The sequence below is a fragment of the Billgrantia pellis genome (assembly GCF_008297955.1).
GTDB classification, from domain to species: Bacteria; Pseudomonadota; Gammaproteobacteria; order Pseudomonadales; family Halomonadaceae; genus Halomonas; species Halomonas pellis.
Genome location: NZ_VTPY01000009.1, coordinates 74,213 through 96,808 on the forward strand (window position 1 = coordinate 74,213; position 22,596 = coordinate 96,808).

The window sequence follows — 22,596 nt, forward strand, 5'->3', positions numbered from 1 at the left end:
CGCGGCGTATAGAGTCCCAGCATATCGGAGGCGCCGGTTCTCCGGCACCCCCCGAAACGCATCACTCAGCCGACGAACTTTTGCCAGGCGAGAAGCCCCCAGGCCAGCCCGGCCGCCATCAGCGCCAGCATCACTGCGGCCGACCCGATGTCCTTGGCCTTGCCCGACAGCTCGTGATGCTCGGTGCCGATGCGATCCACCACGCTCTCGATGGCGCTGTTGATCAACTCGACGATCAGTACCAGCAGGCAGCTGCCCACCAGCAGGATCCACTCCACCGGCCCCGAGCCGATCCACCAGGCCAGCGGTATCAGCACTGCACAAAGGGCGAGTTCCTGACGAAACGCCGTCTCGTGACGAAAGGCGATCCTGAGCCCCTTGAGCGAGTAGCCGGTGGCATCGATCAGGTGCCGCCAGCCGGTATGTTCCGGTTTCATCGCGCTGCCATCCTCACGTTGGCCATCCCTCTTCCCGAAAGGTGCGAAATCGCTCATCAGTGTGCCTCAACCATGCGCTCCAAATCCCGCGCCAAGGGATCGAGCACCTGGGTCCAGTTGAGCCATGGCGTGTTCGCGGTCCCGTTGACCAGCACCGTGAAGACGCCCCAGCGGCCCGAGCGGGTACGAAAATAGCCGCTGGCGGCACGCACGGCGAACGGCTGGTTGAGCGTGCCGGTCTTGAGCATGACATGATGCTGGAACAGCGAGGACCCGCGGCGGATGAAGCGCGAGACGCCATTGGCCGGCGCCTGGAAACTGGCGACGAAACTAGGAAACAGCGCCGGTCGGTGGAACATGCTCTCCAGCAGGACGTTGGCACCGTGGGCCGAGGTGCGATTCTCGGTGGTCAGGCCGCTGCCGCTGAGCATGACCAGCGGGCCGTGATCGGGCAGCCCGGCGACGTAATGCTGGATCGCCTCGCCCGCCTGCAGCAGGTTGGCTCTGGGCGTATCGACCAGGCCGAGGGCCAGCACGTCGGCCATGAAATTGTTGGAGTAGTTCATGGTCCGCAGCAGCAGCTCCTGCAGTGGCTTGCCCTCCACCTTCGCCAGTGAGCGCGATACTGTCGGCGGTTCGGCGACGGTCGTCACGTAACCTTCGCGGACCGCAATACCGGCCTGCCTCAGCAAGGCCGTCAGGGTATGTGCCGTTTGCCGAGCGGGATCGCCGCTGGCCCGATGAACATCACGAGGCACGGCGTCGAGCGCCATGTGGCCGCGCAGCAGCAGCGTATCGGTTTCGTCGCGGGTGATGCGCTCGGCGCTGAATTCGGTACCGCTTCCCGCCGCCCGCGTCTCGATCCGGTTGTCGACGTCAACGATCAGCGCCTGGCTGTCGCAACTGGTGATCCGGGCCGGCTGGCCGTTCGCCGCCCCCGGCGCCACGTTGACGCACCAGTTGCCGTGATTGACGCCGGCCGAAGAGAGCAACGCGCTGTAGCTGTTGCTCGCCCGCGATTGCGCCTGGCAGCGGTCGGTGGTGATGCAGGCCACCGGCCCGAAACGCCACTGGCTGACCACCACACGCCCCGCCACCTCGCGCACACCGCGCTGATGCAGCCGCTGTACCAACCGCCACAGGTCTTCGCTGGCCAGCGCCGGATCGCCGCCGCCGTCGAGCACCAGGTCGCCTTGCAGCACCCCGTGTTCGTCAAGTTCCGCGTCGCTGACCAGGCGAGTCGTGAAACGATGCTGTGGGCCCCAGCGACCGAGCGCCGCCGCCGCCAGATAAGCCTTGGTCACCGACGCCGGCGACAACTGGCGATGGGGCTCGATGGCGCCGAGCACCTCGCCGGGACGGGCGCCGTCACCCAGCAGGCGGGCCTCGGCCCCCACCTGGAAACCCCGCTCAAGCAGCCCCTTCAACTCGGTAAATCCCGATCCCGACGCCACCAGGGGCAGCGCCAGCCCGACCAGCAGCAGCAGACAGCGCAGCGTGGTCATCCCCTTACCTGTCATGCCAACGGCTCCGTTTGTGAATTCACGATGTCCTCAGTGAGCGGTAACGCGCGAAAAGAGCTGTATCACCAACACGCCGGCCACGATCAGCGCGATACCCAGCACCGCCGGCAGGTCGGGGCGCTGGCCGTACATCAGGACGCCGACCAGGGCCACCAGGACGATACCCAAGCCGGCCCAGAGGGCGTAGGCAATGCCCACCGGAACGGTACGAAGTACCAGCGACAGCAGGAAGAAAGCCACACCGTAACCGACCACCGACACCAGGCTGGGGCCGAGACGACTGAAACCGTCGCTGGCCTTGAGGGCGCTGGTGGCGATGACTTCCGCCACGATGGCCAGTGCCAGGTAGAGATAGGCCATCACGCCTCCCCCTCCGTCGCCGCGGGCACCAGATCGGGCGCGTGCGGTAGCGTCGCCACCAAGCGCCAGAGCGACTGACCGCTGCCATGGTACTTGGTCTCGAAGGGAGTCAGGCAATTCGTGCCGGGGGCATGGGGCTCCACCGTGGCCGTGACACCGGTGGCCTGTGCCAGCGCCAGGGCGAATTCCTCCAGATAGAGTCGCCAGTTGGAGCGCAGTTCCAGTCGTCCCCCCAGCGCCAGCAGCACCGGGAAGACCGGATGGCCATGCCAGCGCAGCTTGAGGCGCGCCGACTTGGGGTAGGGGTTGGGATAGAGCAGATAGTGCCGGGCCGGCTGCCAACCGGCCTCCAGCGCCAGGCGCCAGAAGTCCACCAGATCGGCGCGCACCAGCAAGGCGTTGTCGGCGATGGCGCCATGATCGCGCGACAGGCGGGCGGCGCTGCGGTCCACCCCGATTACCGCGTGGTCGGGATAGCGCTCCGCCAGGCGGCGAGTGGAGAGCCCCACCCCGCAGCCGGCATCGAGAATCAGCGGGCGCGCCCCATTCGCGTCCTGCCGCGCACGCCAGCTCAGGCAGTTGGCGAACGCCTCGCGGGTATGCGCCGCCACGGGCTTGCGCAGCGGATGGCGCAGAGCGCGCTCGACGCGGCGCGCCAGATCCTTGTGTGGGCCGAGCTGATTGGTCGTGATGGTGCGGGACGTGGCATGCATGGCGTTGGGTTCGGTGTGGACGACGAACTGGCCATTCTAGCAGCCGTGACGGGCGACGCGAGGAGGCGAGAAGAGCGGGCGAAAAAAAGGCGCGCTCCAGGGAGCGCGCCCACATACCCACTCGTATGACTCAAACAGCGTGTTCAGCATAGCGCTTCGCGCGACACAGTTCAAACGTTCGTTTCACAATTGTCGATGGTCACGTCACCGGGCGCCCATGACGACGTCCCGAGCCGGGTGCTATGATCGCCACTCTCATACCTACAATATGACTCGCACGAACAGCATACGAGGAAAGCGGCTTGTCACACTTACCGGTGATCGTCGGCATGGGCGGCGTCAATGCCGCCGGTCGTACGTCTGGCCATCAAGCATTTCGTCGCACCGTGATCGACGCCCTTCCCGAAGCCGAGCAGGAGGCCCTACTGCTCGGGCTGGCCGCCCTGATGGGACTGGGCAGTCATCGGGAAGGGGGCTGGTTCGATGCCACCGGCGAGCGCATCGAGGCCAGCCGCCTGGTGGAACGCTGCCGCGGACAGGTGCTCGACCATACCCTGATCCGACGCATCGAGGACCCTCGCTTCAACGACGAGGGGCTGCCGGCCAACCGGCGTGCCAGCCTCGAACTCGGCGCCGAGCTTGTCTTTCGTATCCGCCGTCGCCAGCTTCCCGAGCGTCTACCGCCGACCTGGCAGGTGCGGGAGCTGGATCGTCATACACTGGAAGTCACGGTACCTCCCGGTGAACTCGACGTAATGCTGCCCGAGGCCCGTCCGGCCCAGGTGCGAGCCGCTGGACAACTGCCCAGCGGCTTCGACCCCAGCCGCTACTATCGCAGCGTGCACCACCCTCGTGGGCTGTCGATGTCGATCTTCGCCGCCAGCGATTGCCTGGCCGGCAGCGGCCTGTCCTGGGAGAGCCTGCGCGACCGCCTCGATCCCGACGAGGTCGCCGTCTACGCCGGTAACTCCATCGGCCAGCTCGACGACGAGGGCTGGGGGGGATTGCTCAAGAGCTTCGTCTCGGGCAATCGCGCCACGTCCAAGCAGATGCCGCTGGGCTACGGCCAGATGCCCGCCGATTTTCTCAACGCCTACGTGCTGGGCAGCGTCGGCGGTACCGGCGCGGCGCTGGGCGCTTGTGCCAGCTTTCTCTACAACCTGCGCCTGGGTGTCGAAGACATCCGCAGCGGCCAGCGCCGCGCTGTGATGGTGGGGACCTCCGACGCCCCGGTGACGCCGGAGATCATCGAAGGCTTCCGCGCCATGGGGGCCCTGGCCGATGACGAGAGCCTCAAGGCGCTGGACGCCCTGGAGCTGCTCACCGACGCCGACTATCAGCGCGCTTGCCGCCCCTTCGCGCGCAATTGCGGCTTCACCATCGCCGAATCCAGCCAGTTCGTTCTGCTACTCGACGACACGCTGGCGCTGGAAGTCGGCGCCGAGATACTGGGCAGTGTACCCGGCGTCTTCGTCAATGCCGACGGCTGGAAGCGTTCGATCTCCGCCCCCGGCATCGGCAACTACATCACCCTGGGCAAGGCGGCCGCGCTGACGCGCGACATGCTCGGCGAGCGGGCGCTGCGCGAACGTACCTTTCTCCACGCCCACGGCACCAGTACGCCAAAGAACCGCGTCACCGAATCCCACGTCTTCGATCTGGTGGCTCGCGCCCACGGTATCGAGGCGTGGCCTGTGGTCGCGGTGAAGGCCTACGTCGGCCACTCCCAGGGCAGCGCCGCCGGCGATCAACTAACCAACGCACTGGGCAGCTTCGCCTATGGCCTGCTGCCGGGCATTCCCACTCTCGATGCCGTCGCCGATGACGTCTATGCCGAGCGGCTGCGCTTCTCGCGTGAGCCGATGCCCTTCGCCGCCGATGCCGCTTTCATCAACGCCAAGGGCTTCGGGGGCAACAACGCCACCGGCGTGGTACTGTCGCCGGCCGTCACCGAGCGCCTGCTGGAGAAACGCCACGGCGAAGCCGCCATCGAGGCCTGGCGGGAGCGGCGCGCGACGACCCGTGACGCGACCCGGGCCTATCTGGCCGACGCCGACCGCGGCGTCTACCAGGCACGCTACCGCTTCGGCGAGGGAGTCCTGGAAGGGTCCGAGCTCGACGTCAACGCCGAAGACATCCGTATCCCCGGCTATGCCCGTCCGGTGTCACTCAGGGTGGACAATCCCTTCGGCAAACTGGAAGACTGATACCCCGTCCGGCCGGCATTGTCGGCTGGCTCGCCGACGTTTACCCTAGGTTTCCTTTTCAGATGAAGCCTAGCCTTCTTGAGCTGTGCAAGTGAGCCAAGCGCCATGAAAATCGCGGTCTACCCCGGCACTTTCGATCCTATTACCCATGGCCATTTCGACCTGATCGAGCGCGCCTCGCTGCTGTTCGACAAGGTGGTAGTGGCGATCTCGGCCAGCCCCGGCAAGAATCCCGCGCTGGACCTCGATACTCGCATCGCCCTGGCCCGTGAGGTCGCAGCCAAGCTCGACAACGTCGAAGTCATCGGCTTTTCGGGCCTGCTCACCGACCTGATGACCGAACAGGGCGCGCGCATCATCCTGCGCGGCCTGCGCGCGGTCTCGGACTTCGAATACGAGCTGCAACTGGCCAACATGTACCGCGCCCAGGCCCCCGAGCTGGAGAGCGTCTTTCTCACTCCGGCAGTGGAGAATTCCTATATCTCTTCCACCATCGTGCGCGAAATCGCCAAGCTCGGCGGCGATGTGTCGCGCCTGGTGCATCCCAGGGTCGCCGAAACGCTGCGCAAGCATTACAATACCTGACCGCATTACTCGGTATTCCCGAGCCGCTTTATCTTGGGCACGGCCGGACGCGGCCCGCCCGATCGCGAGGTAGCCCTCATGGCCCTGATGATCACCGACGAGTGCATCAACTGCGACGTCTGCGAACCCGAATGCCCCAATAGCGCCATCTCGGCGGGCGAGGAGATCTACGTCATCGACCCCAACCTGTGTACCGAGTGTGTCGGCCACTACGACGAACCGCAGTGCCAACAGGTATGTCCGGTCGACTGCATCCCCCTCGACCCGGAGCGTCGTGAAACCCAGGATGAGCTGATAGTGAAGTACCGCCTGATCACCGCCGCCTGAGGTGTCCGATCGCAAGGAAAGCCGCCGAGCCTTTGCCGCCGTGGCCATGGCTGTACGCATGCCTCCGAGATAGCGCGTGACCGCCCAACCTCCCGAGACTCTCCGTTCGGCCCGCCGGCGCATCTGGACGCTGGCCTGGCCGATCATTCTTTCCAATATCACCGTGCCGCTGCTGGGCCTGGTGGATACCGCAGTGGTCGGCCACCTGCCGGATGCGCGTTATCTCGCCGCCGTCACCCTGGGAGCGACCCTGTTCGGCTTCCTCTATTGGGGCTTCGGCTTTCTGCGCATGGGCACCACCGGCCTCACGTCCCAGGCGGCGGGTCGCGAGGACGACAGCGAGGTGCGCAACCTGCTGGGCCAGTCGCTGCTGCTTGCTGCCGGTATCGGTACCCTGCTGATTCTGTTTTCCAAGCCGCTGATCGCCTTCGGCCTGTGGCTGCTCGACGGTAGCGCGACCGCCACCCAGCTTGCCGCCGAGTATGCCCAGATCCGCATACTGTCGGCCCCCGCGGTGCTGGCCAACTACGCCATCCTCGGCTGGTTCCTGGGTCAGCAGAATTCTCGCGTCACGCTGGCCCTGCTGGTCCTGACCAACGGCGTCAACATCGTCCTCGACCTGCTGTTCGTGGTCGGCCTGGGCATGACCAGTAACGGCGTCGCCTGGGCCACGGTGATCGCCGACTACACGGCGCTGGCCTTCGGCGCATGGCGGGTCGCCCATCAGTTGCGTCTGTTGCAGGGCCGCTTCCTTCGTCAACGTCTGCTCGGGCTGGCCGCCTACGGCGAGCTGCTCCAAGTCAACGCCAACCTCTTCGTGCGCACGCTGGGGCTGCTGTTCGCCATGGCCTTCTTCACTTCGCGTGGCGCGGCGCAGGGCGACACCGTACTCGCCGCCAATGCGGTGCTGCTGCAGTTCATCATGCTGACCAGCTATGGGCTCGATGGCTTCGCTCATGCCGCCGAAGCCATCGCCGGGCGCGCCGTGGGGCGCCGTCGCTGGGACGAGTTCGGCGTCGCCGTGCGCACCGCCGCCGAGTTCTCGCTGCTTACGGCAGGGGCCGCCGCGCTGGCCTTCGCGCTGGGTGGAAACCACCTGATCGCCCTGCTGACCGGCCTACCGGAGGTGCGCGCCACGGCAGGCCATTACCTGCCATGGATGGTGGCGATGCCGTTGATCGCGGTCTGGAGCTATCTGCTCGACGGCGTCTTCATCGGCGCCACGGCGATTCGCGAGATGCGCAACAGCATCTTCATTGCGTTGGCGGCCTACCTGCCGACATGGTGGCTGGGCCAGCAGCTCGCACCCCATGGCTACGAGAATCATGCGCTGTGGCTGGCCTTTCTCTCCTTCGCCGTGGTGCGCTCGGCAGTGCTCGTCGGCTACTATCTTCACCACCGACGCACCCGCTGGCGCCATCGCGAACGCCAACGGGACGTCACGATGACCTTCGATCGCCGTGCCTGAAACGGTAACGTACTGAGGGATCGTTAGGGGAAGCCGATACGTTTGCGCTACCTTTCCTAGACGCTCCCAAGACAACCAGAAGAAGCGACTGCCATGCTCAGATTCCTCTCAAGACCCGCCGTCCGGCTGGTCGACCGCTACCTGCCGGACCCGTTCATCTTCGTGCTACTGTTGACGGTCATCGCCGCCGCCGCCGCGATCGCTGTCGAACGCCAGACACCGCTGGCCGTGATGCGCTATTGGGGCGACGGTTTCTGGAACCTGCTGACGTTCTCCATGCAGATGCTGCTGATCCTGGTGACCGGCTTCATGCTGGCCAGCTCGCCGCCGATCAAGCGTCTCCTGCAGCGGCTCGCCGGGCTGGCGAAGCATGCCGGCCACGCCATTCTGCTGGTCACGCTGGTCTCACTGGTCGCCAGTTGGATCAATTGGGGCTTCGGCCTGGTGGTCGGCGCATTGTTCGCCAAGGAGCTGGCGCGGCTGGTGCGGGTCGATTATCGCCTGCTGGTAGCCAGCGCCTACTCCGGCTTCGTGGTCTGGCACGGCGGTCTGGCGGGCTCGATACCGCTGACCATTGCCACCGAAGGTCACTTCACCGCCGAGCAGATCGGCGTGATCGGCACCGGATCGACCATCTTCGCCTTTTTCAACCTGGCGATCGTGCTCTGCCTGTTCATCGCGATTCCGCTGGTCAACCGGGCGATGCTGCCCGACGACAAGGAGAGCATCTACGTCGACCCCCAACTGCTCGACGATGGCCCGGCCACCCGAGCGCGCATCACTCGCCCCGCCGAACGACTGGAGAACAGCGTCACTCTCGCCTGGCTGGTCGGCATCCCCGGGGTGATCTTTCTGCTCGATCACTTCGTGCTACGCGGGGGCGGTCTGAACCTGAACATCGTCAATTTCATGTTCCTGTTCCTGGCCATCGTGCTGCATCGCACGCCACGCAGCCTGCTGGAGAGCCTCAACGAGGCGATCAAGGGCGGGGCCGGCATCGTCATCCAGTTTCCCTTCTATGCCGGCATCATGGCGATCATGGTGGAGTCCGGCCTGGCCCAGAGCATGTCCGAGGCACTGATCTCCTTCGCCACCGACATGTCGTTGCCGTTCTGGTCGTTCATCAGCGCCGGCATCGTCAACCTCTTCGTGCCCTCGGGCGGCGGCCAGTGGGCGGTCCAGGCGCCCGTCATGCTACCGGCGGCCGAGGCGCTGGGCGTGGATGTCTCCCGTGTGGCCATGGCCGTGGCCTGGGGTGACGCCTGGACCAACCTGCTGCAGCCCTTCTGGGCACTGCCGGTGCTAGCCATCGCCGGCCTCAAGGCGAAGGACATCATGGGCTACTGCCTGATTCAGTTGGTCATTACCGGGGTAATCATCTCGGTGGGCCTGACCTGGTTCTGAGCGCGAGGCTGACCCCTATCGCTCTCACCAACGCGGGCTCCGGCATGCCGGGGCCCGCGGTCATTCCCGACCTGGCGAATCGTCAGGCCGATTCCCGGCGTAACGAAAAGGATCGATGAGGACCCCGCATATGGCCGATTCCGGCAACCTGCCCCATGATTTCCCCGGCCAGCACGAATTGAGCATGACCGTGCTGATGACGCCCGACATGGCCAACTTCAGCGGCAAGGTACACGGCGGCGCCATTCTCAAGAAGCTCGACGAGGTGGCCTATGCCTGCGCCAGCCGCTACTCCGGCCACTACGTGGTGACGCTTTCCGTCGATCAGGTGCTGTTCAAGCAGCCGATTCATGTCGGCGAACTGGTCACCTTCCTCGCCAGCGTCAACCACGTGGGCCGCTCGTCTATGGAGATCGGCATCAAAGTGGTAGCCGAGAACATCCGCGACAAAGTGATCCGCCACACCAACAGTTGCTACCTGACCATGGTGGCGGTGGATATCCATGGCCAGCCGGCACCGGTGCCGCCGCTCAAGCTGGAAACGCCGCTACAGAAGCTGCGCTACGAGAAGGCCGCCTTGCGCAAGGCGATGCGCAAGCAGGCCGAGGAAGCCGAACGCCGAACTCAGGCCGAACATGGCGGCACTCCCCGGCAGGAAGGAAGGGATAGACAAGGTTGAAGACGTTGGCGCCGGTTAGCCACAACCGATGTCGGTAATGGTTCCGCCGTCATCGAGGCGGAGATTGAGCCGATCGGCGCGATACTCCAGCGTATGCGCCTCTCCCGGGCGCATCACGCGCAGCACGGTCGCACCGCTCTCGCGACGGATCGCCTCTCCCAGCGCCTCGTCGTAGCGCCGCCCGACCCGATCCTGCACACGATTCGCGCCGCAGGCATCCTCGCCCTCACTGGTGACACGAGGCGGCTTGGGAGCAGGTTCATGGGAGACGTTCGATTGATTCATCGGGGAACAACCGGCTAGCAGCATCAACCCGGCGACGGCCAGGCACGACCTCAAGGGGTTCGACATTCGGGAAGTCTCGGGGGTAGCGAAGTGAGCGTGACGATCGTACAGGCGGCACACGGGGAGACTGCCAGGTCGCCCGTGCGCCGCCAGGCCGGACCGCGTGATTTACTCGGCGGCGTCCTGCACGGCTTGACCGCCGCGCTCGACGTCCTCGCCAGCGCCCTCCATGGTATTACAACCCGCCAGGGCGCCTGCGGTCATCAACAGGGCGAAACTCAGAGCAATCGCTTTCTTCATGGTGGTTTCTCCTTGAACGTTTCTGGATTTCCATTCCTTGCCGTGAAGCAATGGCCTGCTTCAGCGTAACAGTCATCGTCTGGCTTTGCATAACCGCGCCCGGAAATCAGCTTGCCTCGCGCTGGATCGCTTCGCCGCCTTGTTCGATATCCTCGCCCATGCCGCGCATGGTGTTGCAGCCGCTGAGCAGCGTCAGGCCGAACAGCGCGATCAACATCAGAGACACGGTCCGCTTCATGATGCACTCCTCCGGTAGGTTTCGTTCTTACACTCTAGCATTATCGGATCGCAAGCGCGGACCGCATCAGCATGCGCCGAGCGCTTGTGTCATCATTAGCCGACCAGCGCCACAAGGAAGAAGCCCATGACCATCGTCGAACTCGATGAACGCCTGGCGAGGGACAGCTACCCGATCGCCGAGTTGCCGTTGTGCCAGCTGCGGCTGATGGATGACGCCCGCTTCCCCTGGCTGCTGCTGATACCGCGGCGCTCCGGCGTGAGCGAGTTCTACGAGCTTGACGAGGCCGACCAGCACCAGCTCTGGCATGAAGCCGCCGAGGTCGGACACATGCTCAAGACGCTGGCGGAGGGCGACAAGCTCAACGTGGCCAGCCTGGGCAACATGGTGCCCCAGCTGCACGTCCACCTGGTCGCCCGGCGCCACGGCGACGAGGCATGGCCGGGACCGGTGTGGGGACACGGCAAGGCCCGACCCTACGATCTCGATGCGCTGGCTGCCATGCGCGACCGACTGCTGGCGCAGCTCGACGCCCTGACACTCTAGGCCTGGCGGCGCTCAGCCGCCAAAGGGGTGGTCGTCAGGCGCCTTCGACGGGATGCTGCGCGCGGGAGGCTCGCCGAGCAGGGGCACCGAGGCGGGCTGTGTCGCACCGGCGATCGACAGCGACACGCCCAGGGCCAGAATGGCTAGCCCGCCTCCCAGGGAGGCCCAGCCCAGCAGGCGGCCGGCACGCCGCATGCTGCGCTGGTGCGCCAGCCGGCGCTCCGCCCAGCCACGCGCCAGCACGCTGGCCAGCGCCAGCCCCGAGACGGTCAGCGCCGTACCCAGCGACATCACCAGCACCGCCGCCACGCCGATCGGAAATCGCCCCAGCAGCGTCGCCGCGCCCAGCAGCAGCACACCGCCACTGCAGGGACGCATGCCAATGGCCATAACCGTCCCCAGCGCCGTGCGCCAGTCGCCGGCCTGCCGTGGATCGACGTGATGTTGCCCACCGCAGCAGTGGCCGTGATGGTCATGGTGGTCGTGCAGTTCGTCAGCCTGCCGATGGCGAGGGGCAGTCGCGTGAACGCGCGCATCGCGAGTCCGACGCAGCTGGCGAATCGCCCTCAGGCAGAGCCAGGCACCCAGCCCCGCCACCATCAGGTAACTGGCCTGCTCGACCCAGGCCACGCTGCCCATGGCGCGGCGCGTCACCCAGCCCAGCCCATGCATCAGTACCACCACCAAGCCGATGGCCGCCAGACCCTGCAGCAGCGAAGCAGCGAAGGAGAGCATCAATGCCCGACGAATGGCGCCACCCTGCGAGAGCAGGTACGTAGTCAGCACCGCTTTACCGTGCCCCGGCCCGGCGGCATGGAAGACGCCGTAGCCGAAGCTGATGCCGAGCAGCACGGCCCAAGCGGAAGGTGACGAAGTGGCGGAGAATTCGGTAATGGCCAGCGTCAGCAGGCGGTGAAAATCCCGCTGCCAGGTGACCAGTTGAAAGCTCAGCGTCTGCAGACCGCCCTGGGCCAAGAACAGCATCACGACCGTCGTCAACGCCAACAACAGCCCCCAACCGATCAACCGCCCCCGGGGGTGGGTGCCGACGGTCAGTCGCATGTCACCACTCCTGTCTCGGCAAAATGACGGCCCAGCCCGGGCTCGGCCTCGTCAGTGACGTCCAGCATCGATGCCGCCATGATCCGTTCGGGATCGGGATTCGCCGGCTCGATGCGCGTCCTGCAGGCCAGGTCGCCGCTCACACGCAGGGCGTCGTCCCGCGGCATTTCGCCCTCGGCTTCGTGGACCATTTCCAAGTAGTAGCTGGGGTCGAAGACGCGATACTCCAGCGTCCGTTCGCGCAATGAACGCGGCGTGTCCAACGGCAGCAGGAAGACGAACTCCACCCGGCCCCCGCGTTCCATCACGGTATATTCACTGACTTCCCCCAGTATCAGCGCTTGATCGTCCAGCCGCGCCTCGGTGAAATACCCCTGCGGCTCTAGGTTGGCAAGGATTTCCGCTCCCAACTGGTCGAGCCCCGCCTCCAGGCCACCCTCCGCCTGGGCCAGTTCCTCGAGCAGAATGAGGCTATAGAAGGGATCCATGCGCCAGGCCTGATGCAGCGCTTCGAGACGTCCTTGCTCGTCCACGACCAAGCGAACGCTGAAGTCGATCCAGGCGTGCGGATGGGCCTGAAGCGCCCCTGGGATCAGCGCGAGCCCCCACAGCCCCAGACACCCGGCGTGGGCCTTCGCACGCGTGAGATCGAGTGAAAACCTCATGACGTTGCATGCCTTTCGGTATTGAAGGAATCGTTTAACACCTTGGGCTCAAGGAGCCAGTCCCAGTCTCCGCTGCAGCTCTGCCAGCACGGGATCGAGCAGGTGGGGCGGTAGAGGCCGACCGCCCCGGGTCGCTGTCAGCGAGAGACGCGCGCCTTGGGCCTCAGGAGTCGCCGTGACGCGAATACGATAGCCCGGCCAGCGTGCCAGCGCCGCCTCGGCCCGCCCCAGGTCGGCATCGGCCTGCCGGATCACATAGCCCTGGTCCATCAGAAGGGCCATGGTTTCCTGTAGTACTATGCGAGGCGGCGCGGCCAGTGACAGCTCGCGGGGCTCGGGCGTCGCCGGGGTGACGGCGCATCCGCCCAGCAGAGTCAGCAGCATCGCCAGGACAAGGATTCGCATCAGCGCACCTCCTCTGCCGTGCGGGCCGAAATGGCCTGACGCAGCCGACCGCAGAAACCGGCGTCGCTGCCGCTGCGCGTCTCGCGCAGCTCACCACGCCAGTCGATCACCTGGATATCGCGGCTGGCACGAACCCAACCGTCATTGGCGACCAGCGACACACGCTCCAACTCAGTGGCGTCCTGGGTGAAACCACCGCCCCCCCCGAAGCCGATCATCATACCAGTGGCAAAACCGCCGCGGCTGCCCAACCCGAAACCACCGAAGAGGCCGGGGTGTTCCCAGCGATCATAGCGATCGCCGTAGTACGGCAAATCACGGGTACGCTCGGCGCTGATCACCCCCAGTTCCAGCTCGGTATCGCGTACCACGAAATCCTCCGCCTCCAGGGCTCCAAGCGCCCGTTGCGCCCAGTCACGCACGTCGACATCACCGATTTCCCAGCGGCATTCGTCGGCCGGGAGCGGTTCCGCCGTTGGCAGCGTCGTCGGCGTGGTCTCGCAGCCAACCAGCAGAATCAGGCAGGGCATCAACCAGGACAGGCGCATGGGACGTCTCCGTTCGTCGTTTGCCCGCAGTCTACGCCGCCCGTGAAACCGCGCAAGGAGAACCGTAGGGAAGTGGCGACACGGGCCATACGTTATCAGAGCCCCTTGCCTTCCGCGGGTTCCCTCGACCGGGCGTGTAACCTGCGACGCTCGACCTTGCCCCAGGCGACAAATGCCTGCCTGCGATGGAGTTCCTCTATCGGTTCGATGGCCAGAAATGGCTTAATCATTGCCTTTCCAGACCCTACACTAAGGGCAGTATCCCAACACGCGGCAAGGAGCGAACACATGAGCGACACCAACGCCATCGGCCTGCATCAGGACAGCGCCAACCAACTGGCGGAGAGACTCAACGGACTGCTGGCCAATTATCAGATCTTCTACATGAACGTTCGCGGCTATCACTGGAACGTGAAGGGGCCTCAGTTCTTCGAGCTACACGAGAAATTCGAGGAGTTTTATACCGATCTGCTTGCCAAGGTCGACGAGGTAGCTGAGCGTATCCTCACTCTGGGTCACAAGCCGGTCCACGCTTATAGCGACTACGTGGCGATGGCGCAGATCCAGGAAGACAAGAACGTGCATGACGGTCAGGCCTGCGTGCGCGGCGTGCTCAAAGGCTACCAGACCCTGATCGAGCTTCAGCGCGACATCCTCTCTCTCGCCTCGGACGCCGACGACGAAGGCACGGCCGCCCAGGTCGGCGATTATATCCGCGAACAGGAAAAGACCGTCTGGATGCTCAACGCCTACCTCGGCTGAAGCCTCCTGGCATGGAGCCGGACGACGTCCGGCTTTTCCCGTCACGCATCGAAACCTCGCGTGACGTTTTCCAACACCTATCGCCTTGTGATCTCCCCTCTTCGCCACAACGCTTGGTGGAGCAATAGATGCAACTCGCACTTGCCGCCCGATTGGCGGCCACGTTTGCAAGGAGGTAATCATGAGCGAGAAGTTGAACGGCAAAACCGTCGCCATTCTGGCCACCGACGGCTTCGAGGAGTCGGAACTCACCGAACCCAAGGCTGCCCTCGAGCGCGCGGGTGCCATCGTGCACATAATCGCTCCCGAGAAGGACAGCATTCGCGCCTGGGCCAAGACCGACTGGGGCCCGTCATATGACGTGGATCGCAAGTTGGAACAGGCCAATGCCGATGACTACGACGCCCTCGAACTGCCTGGCGGACTGTTCAATCCGGATGCTCTGCGCCAGAATCCGAAGGCGCTCGAATTCACCCGCCGCTTCTTCGAGGCGAAAAAGCCGGTCGGCGCGATCTGCCATGGCCCATGGGTGTTGATCAATGCCGGCGTCGTCAAGGGTCGCCGCATGACGTCCTATCCCTCGGTCGAGCAGGACCTGCGCAACGCCGGTGCCGAGTGGGTCGATCAGGAAGTGGTGGTCGACAGCGGCTTGGTCACCAGCCGTAAGCCCGACGACCTGGAGGCGTTCTGCAGCAAGCTGGTCGAGGAAATCGCCGAAGGCAAGCACAGCCGTCAGCATACCTGAGACCAGCGGTAGCCCCGCTACGACGGCTGCCTGATCCTGCCGCCCGCCGTTTCTCGGCGGGCGGCGTCGTTCTGCCGTCGCTCAACCCTCTGGCGTCGCGAGATCCTCGATCAAGCCACGCAGCAGCCGCCAGAACTCGCTCACCGAGTCGAGTTCCACCCGCTCGTCGGGTGAGTGAGCGCCACGAATCGAGGGGCCGAAGGAAATCATGTCCAACTGCGGATATTTGCCGGCGAGGATGCCGCACTCGAGTCCGGCATGGATCACCTTGACTGCCGGATCGCTGCCGACGAGCTGGCGATGAAGGCGTCGGAAGCGCGCCAGCAGCGAACTGTCCGGGTTCGGTGTCCAGCCGGGGTAGGCGTGCTCGACACGCGTGCGCGCTCCGATCAGCTCGAACAGACCGCGGAAACGATCGGCGATATCGGTCGTCGCGCTGTCGCGCAACGATCTCACCAAGGCGCACAGGTGGAAGCGTCCCTTCTCAAGATTGACCACGCCCAGATTGTTCGAGGTTTCCACCACCCCCGGCACGTCGGTGCTCATCCGCTCCACACCGTAGGGCGCCGCATTCAGCGCCGCGAGCAGCAAGCGGCTGGCATGGGCATTGAGGGCCTGTTCCGGCAATGCCGGTAGCGGCGTCATGGTCAGCGCAAGCCCCTCGTCGATACCGGCCAGCTCGGCACGCAGCGTCTTCTGCAGTTCCGCCACACGCCGCTTTGCCGCCGCCACTTCATCGGCCGGCAGCGCCAGGGTGGCAAAGGCTTCACGCGGAATCGCGTTGCGCAGGGTGCCGCCACGGTAGCTCACCAGGCGGATATCGAAAGCTTCCAGCACCCGCAGCACCCGAATCAACAGGCGGTTGGCATTGCCCCGGCCGCGATGGATGTCGATGCCCGAGTGTCCGCCGACCAGCCCCGTGAGCGATAGCTGTACAGCCACTTCCCCGGCGCACAGTTCGGCCGTGGGCAGCTGTGCCTCCACCACGATATCGGCGCCACCGGCACAGCCGATGAAGACTTCGCCGCGATCCTCCGAGTCGAGGTTGAGCAGCACGTCCCCCTCGAGCCAGCCCTCCGCCAAGTGCATGGCCCCCCCCATGGAGGTTTCCTCCTCCAGGGTAAACAGCGCTTCCAGCGGGCCGTGCACCAGCTCGTCATCCTCCAGAATCGCCAGCGCGGCGGCCACACCCAGGCCATTGTCGGCGCCCAGCGTGGTGTGACGCGCGCGCAGCCAGCCATCATCCACGTAGGTCTCGATGGGGTCGCGGGTGAAATCGTGCGGGTGATCGGCGTTGGCCTGGGCCACCATGTCAAGATGGCCTTGCAGGATTACGCCGGGGGCGGTCTCGCGGCCCGCCGTGGCCGGCTTGCGAATGCGCAGGTTGCCGAAGTCGTCACGATCGTGCGCCAGGCCCCGGCCATCCGCCCAGCGCTCCAGGATGGCCACCAGCTCGGCCTCGTGGCCCGATGGCCGGGGCGTATTGCACAGCGTACGGAAGTGACGCCAGAGCGGCTGCGGCGTGAGGTGCTCGAGATGTTCGTTCATGGTGGGTCTTCTTGGGAATAACCGAGCTACCTTACCGGGCCGTCGCTCCGGGGAAAAGTCATTCGTCCTCCGCCGCCCCGTGCGCATAGAGCGCTGCGACACTCTCCCTCAAGCACTTGTCGACCTCGCGGCGCCCGCTCAGCCCCCGCCGAGAGGCCAGCCAGGCCGAATCGCGTCCCTGAAAGGCCCAGGCCACCAGCCAATCGAGCCCCACCTGCGTCCCGCCGGCTGCCGCCCGACGCAGCAGCGCCTGCAGCGCAGGACGCGCCAATGCCGGCTCGCGACGCGCGAAGGCGACATCGGTGATGTCTCGCCGCTCGCTATCACTTAGCGCCGGACGAGGCCCTTCGCTCAGCAGCGAGACCGTCACGGCGGGGTCGAGCGTAGCAAGTTCGAAGGCCAGCAGCGCGGGAAGCAACTGGTGGAAACGAGCCGTGAGCTCGGTGACGATCGCCTCTCCCCATGGACTCAGCGGAGCGAGCACCATCACCGCATGCTCGCCGGTCGAGGTTTCGCGCGACAACCCTAGCCGCACCGTGCGAAAGCCCAGCGCCTGCCAGAACGCCAGCAGCCCCGGCTCGGCGCCAAAGCTCGCCCCCAGCAGATCGACCCCCGCCTCACGTGCCGCGTCACGTTCGCCTTCCAGCAAATGGCGTCCCAGCCCCTCGCGACGACGTTCGGGATGCACGGCAATGCGCTGCACCCGGCGCAGGCGTGCCTTCAATGCCTCGCGACAGCCGCCATGGGCCGCCAGTGATTGGGCCAGCAGGTGGCCCCGCAGGCGGCGCTCTCCGCGGGCCACTCGCTCCGCCAGTTCCGCATCGAAGCCCCCCTCATCACCACTCACCGCCACGGCCTGGGTACGGTCGCGAGCGACCAGCGTGGCGATGCGTAGCCCCGGCTCATCGAGCAAGCGGCGAAGATCGGCGGGCGTGGTGCGGTAGTGCGCCTGCACCAGCAGGCCGTAGATGTCGCGCAGCGCCGTCTCGTTGCACGCCAGCATATCGCGCGACCACAGCTGCGAGTTAGCCTTCTCTCCCCGCACTGCCGGCGGCGGTACGGCGTCGAGCAGCAGCAGGTCGTCGACCAGGCGCTCGAGCGGGTCGCCTTCGGACCAGCGCACCGGTGCCGAGAGATGGAACTCGCGCCAATCGGGGGTCCGACGCTCGAGTCGCTCGCGAAAGCGCAGGGCGAAACCGCGTCCCGAGCCTTCGTATCCGTGCAATGTGGTGGCAAAGGCGATACGCGGAAAAGCCTCGAGCCAGTGAGCGAGCAGCGCGGCGGGAATGGCCGCCGCCTCGTCCACCAGCAGCCAGGCGCCTGGTCCGCCCGCTTCGCCGCGCTCGATCCGGTCGCTGAGATCGTCAGGGGCGACGAATGCCACCCACTTGCCGTGCGCATCGACGAAGCGGTTGCCCTGACGACTCCCCCGTGGGCACAGCACTGCCAGACGTTCGAACAGCGACGCTACCGCCTCCGGACGCGGCGCCGTGACATGGATCGACTCCAGGCCCGCCGCGAGCAGGCGAGCGCAGGCAATGCCCAGCGCCGCCGTCTTGCCCCGTCCCCGGTCGGCCGTCAGCACCAGCGGGCGGCGACGTCGAAGAGCGACCAGCCGCGCCACGGCTTCCGCCTGGTCACGCGTTCGGCACGCCGGGTCGTCAACCGCCTCGGTTGCCTCGGATGTGCAGCCGGGTGGCTCGGGAAGCGTCGGCACGGCACCGGCCGGCCAGTGGGCGATATCGGCCATCCGGGACAGCCGATCGAGCAGACGTGCCTGATAGCGGCTCGTCGCGGCAACTCCGGCGATCCCGGGCGGTGCCGTCAGCAGGACCAGGAGCCCACCGGCACGCAGCGTACCGCTGATGGCACCGAAGGCATCCGGATCGAACTCCGCCCCTTCGCTGACCGCATCGACGACGACCAGGTCATGTTCCTGCCCCAGTCGCGTTCGGGCGCGGCCGATCGACAGCCAGGTCGACGCGTCGATTTCGGCGGGTGGCGTCGAAGATAGCCAGCAGGGCGTTCGCCAACACCCTTCGCGCCACAGCGTCAACGCCTGTGACCGGGCCAGCTCGGGATCGGCGGTAAGCCATACCAGGCCGCGCCATCCGCAGATCGCCATCTGCCGGGACCAACCCATCAGCCGTTGGACGCTACGGTTCTCCACTTCTTTCCCCTGTCTCACTCGGTTAGGTGCTGCGTGGCCCGCCCATGAGTTCATTCATTAACGCGAGTTCGCGGCGCACGCCACTATAACCATCATCGTCAGTGCCATATTCACGGCAGTATCCGGAAGCCGGGAGGCGATCACCCACCTCGATTTCGTACCGTTATGTCGCCGGTACCACGATGGGCTGGGGAGCAGGTCGTCCGGCACAACGCCGTTAAGACTTTGGTATTGCCAGAGATCACCTTGGTCGGCTAGTGGCGAATCCCCCGCCTGTCGTAGATTGCCTTTCATTACAGCCACATCTTGATGGTCGTTTTCTTAATTAAGCGTCGTCGATAACCGATACGATGCGCTTCCAGTCGCTACGCTAAGCCGAGCGGACTATCGATTCCTGACACATCAACATGCTAGCTTGTCGAGGTTTGCCGAGCGGTCGCACCGGTGATCCCCGAAGCCAAGGTCTCCCAGTGCACGTCGGCATGGCTCTTCTATCGAGGCAATACAACAAGACCCAATGTAAGGGAGCACGACATGAACAAAATGAAAACGAAATTCGCCCTCACCGGCCTGGCTGCCGGCGTCGCCCTGGCGGCGTTCACTTCCACTGCCCAGGCCCAGGAACAGTGGACCATGACCACGACCTGGCCGGACAACCTCGACCTGATCGAGATCGACCGCCACTGGGCGGAGCTGGTCAACAAGCTGGCTGGCGACGAGCTTCAGATAGAGTTCCGTGCGGGCGGTACCCTGATGCCCGGCACCGAGGTGTTCGACGCCACCGAGACCGGCAGCATCGAGGCCGCCGGCGACTGGCCCGGCTACTGGGCCGGCCGCTCGCCCGCCTTCTCGCCGCTGGCGACCACCACCAGCCTGTTCAACGGCATCGATTACCTGAACTGGATCAACCAATGGGGCGGCTGGGAGCTCTACCAGGAGGTCTATGGCCAGTACAACATGGTCTACCTGCCCTACGGTATCACCAACAACGAGTCCGGCTTCATGGGGCGCACGCCGATCGAGAGCCTGGCCGATCTTGAAGGCAAGCGCCTGCGCCTCTCCGGCCGTGACCAGGGCCGTGTGCTCGAGGAACTGGGCGGCTCCCAGGTGACGCTGGCGGGAGGCGAAGTCTACCAGGCCATCGAGCGTGGCGTGATCGATGCCGGTGAGTTCTCCACCCCGGGCGTCGATTTCCAGGCCGGCTTCGCCGAAGTGGCCGACCACTGGTCCGTACCGGGCTGGCATCAGTCCGCCAGCGTATTCGGCGTCATGATCAACAAGGACGCCTGGGACGCCCTCTCCGAGGAGACCCAGGAGAAGCTGAAGATCGCCGCCGAGGCTACCATGACTTGGTCGCTGGCCTGGTCTGAACGCGGTTCCACCGAAGGCACCCAGTCGTTCATCGACGCCGGCGTGGAGATCCACCAGCTTTCCGAGGAGGAACTGGCCCAGATCCAGGACATTACCAACGAGGTAATCCTGCGCGGTGCCTGCGAGGACCCGATGCACGCCAAGGTCTATCACTCCATGGTTAGCTACCTGGAAGAGTACGCTACCTGGCGCGACATCTCCGCTCCCTTCAACATGAGCCGCACCATGGACAACCTGCCTTCCCTGGAGGAGCTCGAGTCCTGCATGAACCAGTAAAGCGGCACCGGACGGGCCCCGCGGGCCCGTCCTCCCAGAGCGGCGGCGCACCAAGCGCGGCCGTCGTGCTATACCGCTAGATGTCGTTCTATACGCCCGATTCCGAGATCCTTGCCATGAATGCCATTGCCAGGGCCATCGACGCCCTCAACGAAGGGTTCGGACGCCTGATTGCCCCACTGCTCGCGGTGATCACATTGATCGTGATCTATGACGTGGGCATGCGCTTCTTCGCCGGTCGCCCCAGCGACTGGGCCTTTGATGTGACCAAAATGCTGTTCGGCGCCCATTTCATGCTGATGGCGGCCTACGGCCTGCGCCACCACGCCCACGTCGAGGTCGACGTCCTCAAGCGCCTGCTGTCGCGCCGCAGGCAAGCCGTCATCGATCTTCTCGGCTACCTGATCTTCTTCGTCCCCTTCATCTGGATGCTGCTGACCTACGGCTGGAGCTTCTTCGCACGCTCGTTCAGCCGTAGCGAGACCACCTACGGCATGGTGGCGCTCCCCGTCTACCCGGTAAAGGGGGTCATCGTGGTCGCCGCCGTGCTGTTGCTGCTCCAGGCCGTCGCCATCGTGATCCGTGCGGTGCAGGCATTGAACGAGAAGGAGGCCGCATGAGCCCCGAAATGCTCACGCTGTTCATGTTCGGTGGCCTGCTCGTCGGCCTGTTCATGGGTCATCCGCTGGCCTTCGTGCTGGGCGGCGTCGCCGTGATGGGGGCTGTGCTCGGCCCCGGCATCAAGGTGCTCGGCACCCTGATCAACAATATCTACGGCAACTCCATGGACAACTACGTCCTGGTGGCGATTCCGCTGTTCGTGCTGATGGCGCGCTTCCTCAACGATTCGGGCGTCACCGAGAAGATGTTCGAGTCGATGCGCCTGCTGCTGGCCAACCTGCGCGGCGGTCTGGCGCTGACCGTGGTCATTGTGTCGGTGCTGCTCGCCGCGACCACCGGCATCGTCGGCGCCTCGATTGCGGTGATGGGCATGATCGCGCTGGTCCCCATGCTCAAGTACTCCTACAACAAGGAACTCAGCACCGGGGTGATCATGGCCAGCGGCTGCCTGGGCATTCTGATCCCGCCCAGCATCATGCTGATCCTGATGGCGAGCTATTCACCGGTTTCGGTGGGCGCCCTGTTCGCCGGGGCCCTGGTGCCCGGGGTGATGCTTGGCGTGATGTATGCCCTCTATGTGCTGGTGATCTGCTACGTCAAGCCGAGCTATGGCCCGCCGGTTCCGCCTGAAGAACGCGCCGACGTTTCCACCGGCGAGCTGCTGGGCATGCTGGCCAAGTACGTGCTGCCCCCGATGTCGCTGATCCTGGGCGTTCTCGGCTCCCTGTTCCTGGGCATCGCGACGGCCACCGAGGCATCCGCCATCGGCGTGGCCATCGCCTTCGTGCTGTTCCTGATCTTCGGCGACCGTAAACTCTCGACCTGCTACCGCACCCTGATCGATGCCAGCAAGACCACCACCATGGTCATGCTGGTGCTGGTAGGCGCCACCGCCTTCACCGGCGTGTTCTCGCGCGGCGGCGGCATGGCGGTGATCAGCGATGTGGTCATGGCGATGCCCGGCGGTACCACCGGCGCGCTGATCCTGATGCTGTTCCTGGTTTTCGTTCTGGGCATGTTCCTGGACTGGACCGGCATCGTGCTGCTCAGCTTCCCGATCATGCTGCCGATCGTCGCCGACATGGGCGTCGACGTGCTGTGGTTCGTGGTGATGGTGGCGGTGGTGCTGCAGACCTCCTTCCTGACCCCGCCGTTCGGCTATGCGCTGTTCTATCTCAAGGGCGTGGCGCCACCTGGCGTGGAGATCGTCGACCTCTATCGGGCGGTGATTCCCTTCTGCGCCCTGATCGTGCTGGCCTGCGTGCTGATGGCCTTCTTCCCGGTGCTGGTGACGGGACTGCCGTCGATCATGCTCGGCTACTAGCCGGGATCCTGCCCTCTCACCAAGGCG

25 protein-coding genes are annotated in these 22,596 nt (G+C 65.3%); 12 read left to right on the forward strand and 13 right to left on the reverse strand.

The features are described 5' to 3' along the window. Window positions 1-65 precede the first annotated feature (65 nt). The 4 genes from F0A17_RS20010 to trmB are packed head-to-tail and all read right to left on the reverse strand — an operon-like array spanning window position 66 to window position 3,033. Complete coding sequence (locus F0A17_RS20010) at window positions 66-437, reverse strand: diacylglycerol kinase (RefSeq protein WP_149330139.1); 372 nt, start codon at window positions 435-437, stop codon at window positions 66-68. 56 nt (window positions 438-493) lie between these two features. Next, the gene (dacB, locus tag F0A17_RS20015; protein WP_228716978.1) at window positions 494-1,957 is read right to left on the reverse strand and encodes a D-alanyl-D-alanine carboxypeptidase/D-alanyl-D-alanine endopeptidase; all 1,464 of its coding nucleotides are present in this window, start codon (window positions 1,955-1,957) and stop codon (window positions 494-496) included. 33 nt (window positions 1,958-1,990) lie between these two features. Then, window positions 1,991-2,323 carry a DMT family transporter gene (locus tag F0A17_RS20020; protein ID WP_187774752.1) on the reverse strand — a complete coding sequence of 111 codons (333 nt, stop codon included), beginning with the start codon at window positions 2,321-2,323 and terminating at the stop codon, window positions 1,991-1,993. Continuing rightward, window positions 2,320-3,033 (reverse strand): tRNA (guanine(46)-N(7))-methyltransferase TrmB, encoded by a 714-nt coding sequence (gene trmB / locus F0A17_RS20025; protein ID WP_149330141.1) that lies wholly within the window; start codon window positions 3,031-3,033, stop codon window positions 2,320-2,322. Before trmB ends, F0A17_RS20020 begins: the two co-directional genes overlap by 4 nt. 329 nt (window positions 3,034-3,362) lie before the next feature. On the opposite strand from trmB, the gene F0A17_RS20030 reads away from it, so the two are divergent. The 6 genes from F0A17_RS20030 (at window position 3,363) to F0A17_RS20055 (ending at window position 9,703) form a co-directional block, all read left to right on the forward strand. Continuing rightward, the gene (locus F0A17_RS20030; protein ID WP_149330189.1) at window positions 3,363-5,240 is read left to right on the forward strand and encodes a beta-ketoacyl synthase; all 1,878 of its coding nucleotides are present in this window, start codon (window positions 3,363-3,365) and stop codon (window positions 5,238-5,240) included. A gap of 105 nt (window positions 5,241-5,345) precedes the next feature. Next, a complete protein-coding gene (coaD, locus tag F0A17_RS20035; protein ID WP_149330142.1) occupies window positions 5,346-5,825 on the forward strand; it encodes a pantetheine-phosphate adenylyltransferase in 480 nt (159 codons plus the stop codon). Between the two features lie 78 nt (window positions 5,826-5,903). Next, the gene (locus F0A17_RS20040; RefSeq protein WP_149330143.1) at window positions 5,904-6,152 is read left to right on the forward strand and encodes a YfhL family 4Fe-4S dicluster ferredoxin; all 249 of its coding nucleotides are present in this window, start codon (window positions 5,904-5,906) and stop codon (window positions 6,150-6,152) included. Between the two features lie 76 nt (window positions 6,153-6,228). After that, window positions 6,229-7,620 (forward strand): MATE family efflux transporter, encoded by a 1,392-nt coding sequence (locus F0A17_RS20045; protein ID WP_149330144.1) that lies wholly within the window; start codon window positions 6,229-6,231, stop codon window positions 7,618-7,620. Window positions 7,621-7,713: 93 nt separating this feature from the next. Beyond that, a complete protein-coding gene (locus F0A17_RS20050; protein ID WP_149330145.1) occupies window positions 7,714-9,024 on the forward strand; it encodes a short-chain fatty acid transporter in 1,311 nt (436 codons plus the stop codon). Between the two features lie 115 nt (window positions 9,025-9,139). Then, the gene (locus F0A17_RS20055; RefSeq protein ID WP_422671198.1) at window positions 9,140-9,703 is read left to right on the forward strand and encodes an acyl-CoA thioesterase; all 564 of its coding nucleotides are present in this window, start codon (window positions 9,140-9,142) and stop codon (window positions 9,701-9,703) included. Window positions 9,704-9,718: 15 nt separating this feature from the next. On the opposite strand, the gene F0A17_RS20060 is transcribed toward F0A17_RS20055, so the two are convergent. The 3 genes from F0A17_RS20060 to F0A17_RS20070 form a co-directional block, all read right to left on the reverse strand. After that, a complete protein-coding gene (locus tag F0A17_RS20060; protein WP_149330146.1) occupies window positions 9,719-9,988 on the reverse strand; it encodes an I78 family peptidase inhibitor in 270 nt (89 codons plus the stop codon). Between the two features lie 168 nt (window positions 9,989-10,156). After that, window positions 10,157-10,288 (reverse strand): entericidin A/B family lipoprotein, encoded by a 132-nt coding sequence (locus F0A17_RS20065; protein ID WP_104204325.1) that lies wholly within the window; start codon window positions 10,286-10,288, stop codon window positions 10,157-10,159. 106 nt (window positions 10,289-10,394) lie between these two features. Next, window positions 10,395-10,526 carry an entericidin A/B family lipoprotein gene (locus F0A17_RS20070; RefSeq protein ID WP_104204324.1) on the reverse strand — a complete coding sequence of 44 codons (132 nt, stop codon included), beginning with the start codon at window positions 10,524-10,526 and terminating at the stop codon, window positions 10,395-10,397. Between the two features lie 126 nt (window positions 10,527-10,652). Between F0A17_RS20070 and F0A17_RS20075 the strand changes: the two genes are divergently transcribed. Further along, window positions 10,653-11,072 carry an HIT domain-containing protein gene (locus F0A17_RS20075; RefSeq protein WP_149330147.1) on the forward strand — a complete coding sequence of 140 codons (420 nt, stop codon included), beginning with the start codon at window positions 10,653-10,655 and terminating at the stop codon, window positions 11,070-11,072. Window positions 11,073-11,084: 12 nt separating this feature from the next. On the opposite strand, the gene F0A17_RS20080 is transcribed toward F0A17_RS20075, so the two are convergent. The 4 genes from F0A17_RS20080 to F0A17_RS20095 are packed head-to-tail and all read right to left on the reverse strand — an operon-like array spanning window position 11,085 to window position 13,752. Then, window positions 11,085-12,134: a nickel/cobalt transporter gene (locus F0A17_RS20080; RefSeq protein ID WP_149330148.1), complete on the reverse strand. Its 1,050-nt coding sequence runs from the start codon at window positions 12,132-12,134 to the stop codon at window positions 11,085-11,087. Then, a complete protein-coding gene (locus tag F0A17_RS20085) occupies window positions 12,125-12,799 on the reverse strand; it encodes a DUF1007 family protein (protein ID WP_149330149.1) in 675 nt (224 codons plus the stop codon). Before F0A17_RS20085 ends, F0A17_RS20080 begins: the two co-directional genes overlap by 10 nt. A gap of 48 nt (window positions 12,800-12,847) precedes the next feature. Beyond that, window positions 12,848-13,204, reverse strand: a complete 357-nt coding sequence (locus F0A17_RS20090) for a hypothetical protein (protein WP_187774753.1) — start codon at window positions 13,202-13,204, stop codon at window positions 12,848-12,850. After that, complete coding sequence (locus F0A17_RS20095; protein WP_149330151.1) at window positions 13,204-13,752, reverse strand: hypothetical protein; 549 nt, start codon at window positions 13,750-13,752, stop codon at window positions 13,204-13,206. The genes F0A17_RS20090 and F0A17_RS20095 overlap by 1 nt, the downstream gene beginning before the upstream one ends. Before the next feature lie 288 nt (window positions 13,753-14,040). Between F0A17_RS20095 and F0A17_RS20100 the strand changes: the two genes are divergently transcribed. Together F0A17_RS20100 and F0A17_RS20105 are read left to right on the forward strand one after the other, a co-directional pair. Beyond that, window positions 14,041-14,514: a Dps family protein gene (locus F0A17_RS20100; RefSeq protein WP_149330152.1), complete on the forward strand. Its 474-nt coding sequence runs from the start codon at window positions 14,041-14,043 to the stop codon at window positions 14,512-14,514. 181 nt (window positions 14,515-14,695) lie between these two features. Then, window positions 14,696-15,259 carry a type 1 glutamine amidotransferase domain-containing protein gene (locus F0A17_RS20105; RefSeq protein WP_149330153.1) on the forward strand — a complete coding sequence of 188 codons (564 nt, stop codon included), beginning with the start codon at window positions 14,696-14,698 and terminating at the stop codon, window positions 15,257-15,259. Window positions 15,260-15,340: 81 nt separating this feature from the next. On the opposite strand, the gene F0A17_RS20110 is transcribed toward F0A17_RS20105, so the two are convergent. After that, window positions 15,341-16,807: an aminoacyl-histidine dipeptidase gene (locus F0A17_RS20110; protein WP_149330154.1), complete on the reverse strand. Its 1,467-nt coding sequence runs from the start codon at window positions 16,805-16,807 to the stop codon at window positions 15,341-15,343. Window positions 16,808-16,865: 58 nt separating this feature from the next. Beyond that, window positions 16,866-18,977: a GNAT family N-acetyltransferase gene (locus tag F0A17_RS20115; RefSeq protein WP_228716979.1), complete on the reverse strand. Its 2,112-nt coding sequence runs from the start codon at window positions 18,975-18,977 to the stop codon at window positions 16,866-16,868. Window positions 18,978-19,511: 534 nt separating this feature from the next. Between F0A17_RS20115 and dctP the strand changes: the two genes are divergently transcribed. The 3 genes from dctP (at window position 19,512) to F0A17_RS20130 (ending at window position 22,569) form a co-directional block, all read left to right on the forward strand. Continuing rightward, window positions 19,512-20,624, forward strand: coding sequence for a TRAP transporter substrate-binding protein DctP (gene dctP, locus F0A17_RS20120; RefSeq protein ID WP_149330155.1), 1,113 nt, complete (start codon window positions 19,512-19,514; stop codon window positions 20,622-20,624). A gap of 116 nt (window positions 20,625-20,740) precedes the next feature. Then, window positions 20,741-21,244, forward strand: a complete 504-nt coding sequence (locus F0A17_RS20125) for a TRAP transporter small permease subunit (RefSeq protein ID WP_149330192.1) — start codon at window positions 20,741-20,743, stop codon at window positions 21,242-21,244. Further along, window positions 21,241-22,569, forward strand: a complete 1,329-nt coding sequence (locus F0A17_RS20130) for a TRAP transporter large permease (RefSeq protein ID WP_149330156.1) — start codon at window positions 21,241-21,243, stop codon at window positions 22,567-22,569. The genes F0A17_RS20125 and F0A17_RS20130 overlap by 4 nt, the downstream gene beginning before the upstream one ends. Window positions 22,570-22,596 lie beyond the last annotated feature (27 nt).

Excerpts from the sequence above, each read along its gene's own strand:
- F0A17_RS20010 (WP_149330139.1), bottom strand. The coding sequence starts at position 437 with ATGAAACCGGAACATACCGGCTGGCGGCACCTGATCGATGCCACCGGC.
- dacB (WP_228716978.1), bottom strand. The coding sequence starts at position 1,957 with ATGACAGGTAAGGGGATGACCACGCTGCGCTGTCTGCTGCTGCTGGTC.
- trmB (WP_149330141.1), bottom strand. The coding sequence starts at position 3,033 with ATGCATGCCACGTCCCGCACCATCACGACCAATCAGCTCGGCCCACAC.
- F0A17_RS20030 (WP_149330189.1), top strand. The coding sequence starts at position 3,363 with ATGGGCGGCGTCAATGCCGCCGGTCGTACGTCTGGCCATCAAGCATTT.
- coaD (WP_149330142.1), top strand. The coding sequence starts at position 5,346 with ATGAAAATCGCGGTCTACCCCGGCACTTTCGATCCTATTACCCATGGC.
- F0A17_RS20040 (WP_149330143.1), top strand. The coding sequence starts at position 5,904 with ATGGCCCTGATGATCACCGACGAGTGCATCAACTGCGACGTCTGCGAA.
- F0A17_RS20050 (WP_149330145.1), top strand. The coding sequence starts at position 7,714 with ATGCTCAGATTCCTCTCAAGACCCGCCGTCCGGCTGGTCGACCGCTAC.
- F0A17_RS20055 (WP_422671198.1), top strand. The coding sequence starts at position 9,140 with ATGAGGACCCCGCATATGGCCGATTCCGGCAACCTGCCCCATGATTTC.
- F0A17_RS20060 (WP_149330146.1), bottom strand. The coding sequence starts at position 9,988 with ATGAATCAATCGAACGTCTCCCATGAACCTGCTCCCAAGCCGCCTCGT.
- F0A17_RS20065 (WP_104204325.1), bottom strand. The coding sequence starts at position 10,288 with ATGAAGAAAGCGATTGCTCTGAGTTTCGCCCTGTTGATGACCGCAGGC.
- F0A17_RS20070 (WP_104204324.1), bottom strand. The coding sequence starts at position 10,526 with ATGAAGCGGACCGTGTCTCTGATGTTGATCGCGCTGTTCGGCCTGACG.
- F0A17_RS20075 (WP_149330147.1), top strand. The coding sequence starts at position 10,653 with ATGACCATCGTCGAACTCGATGAACGCCTGGCGAGGGACAGCTACCCG.
- F0A17_RS20080 (WP_149330148.1), bottom strand. The coding sequence starts at position 12,134 with ATGCGACTGACCGTCGGCACCCACCCCCGGGGGCGGTTGATCGGTTGG.
- F0A17_RS20085 (WP_149330149.1), bottom strand. The coding sequence starts at position 12,799 with ATGAGGTTTTCACTCGATCTCACGCGTGCGAAGGCCCACGCCGGGTGT.
- F0A17_RS20090 (WP_187774753.1), bottom strand. The coding sequence starts at position 13,204 with ATGCGAATCCTTGTCCTGGCGATGCTGCTGACTCTGCTGGGCGGATGC.
- F0A17_RS20095 (WP_149330151.1), bottom strand. The coding sequence starts at position 13,752 with ATGCGCCTGTCCTGGTTGATGCCCTGCCTGATTCTGCTGGTTGGCTGC.
- F0A17_RS20100 (WP_149330152.1), top strand. The coding sequence starts at position 14,041 with ATGAGCGACACCAACGCCATCGGCCTGCATCAGGACAGCGCCAACCAA.
- F0A17_RS20105 (WP_149330153.1), top strand. The coding sequence starts at position 14,696 with ATGAGCGAGAAGTTGAACGGCAAAACCGTCGCCATTCTGGCCACCGAC.
- F0A17_RS20110 (WP_149330154.1), bottom strand. The coding sequence starts at position 16,807 with ATGAACGAACATCTCGAGCACCTCACGCCGCAGCCGCTCTGGCGTCAC.
- dctP (WP_149330155.1), top strand. The coding sequence starts at position 19,512 with ATGAACAAAATGAAAACGAAATTCGCCCTCACCGGCCTGGCTGCCGGC.
- F0A17_RS20125 (WP_149330192.1), top strand. The coding sequence starts at position 20,741 with ATGAATGCCATTGCCAGGGCCATCGACGCCCTCAACGAAGGGTTCGGA.
- F0A17_RS20130 (WP_149330156.1), top strand. The coding sequence starts at position 21,241 with ATGAGCCCCGAAATGCTCACGCTGTTCATGTTCGGTGGCCTGCTCGTC.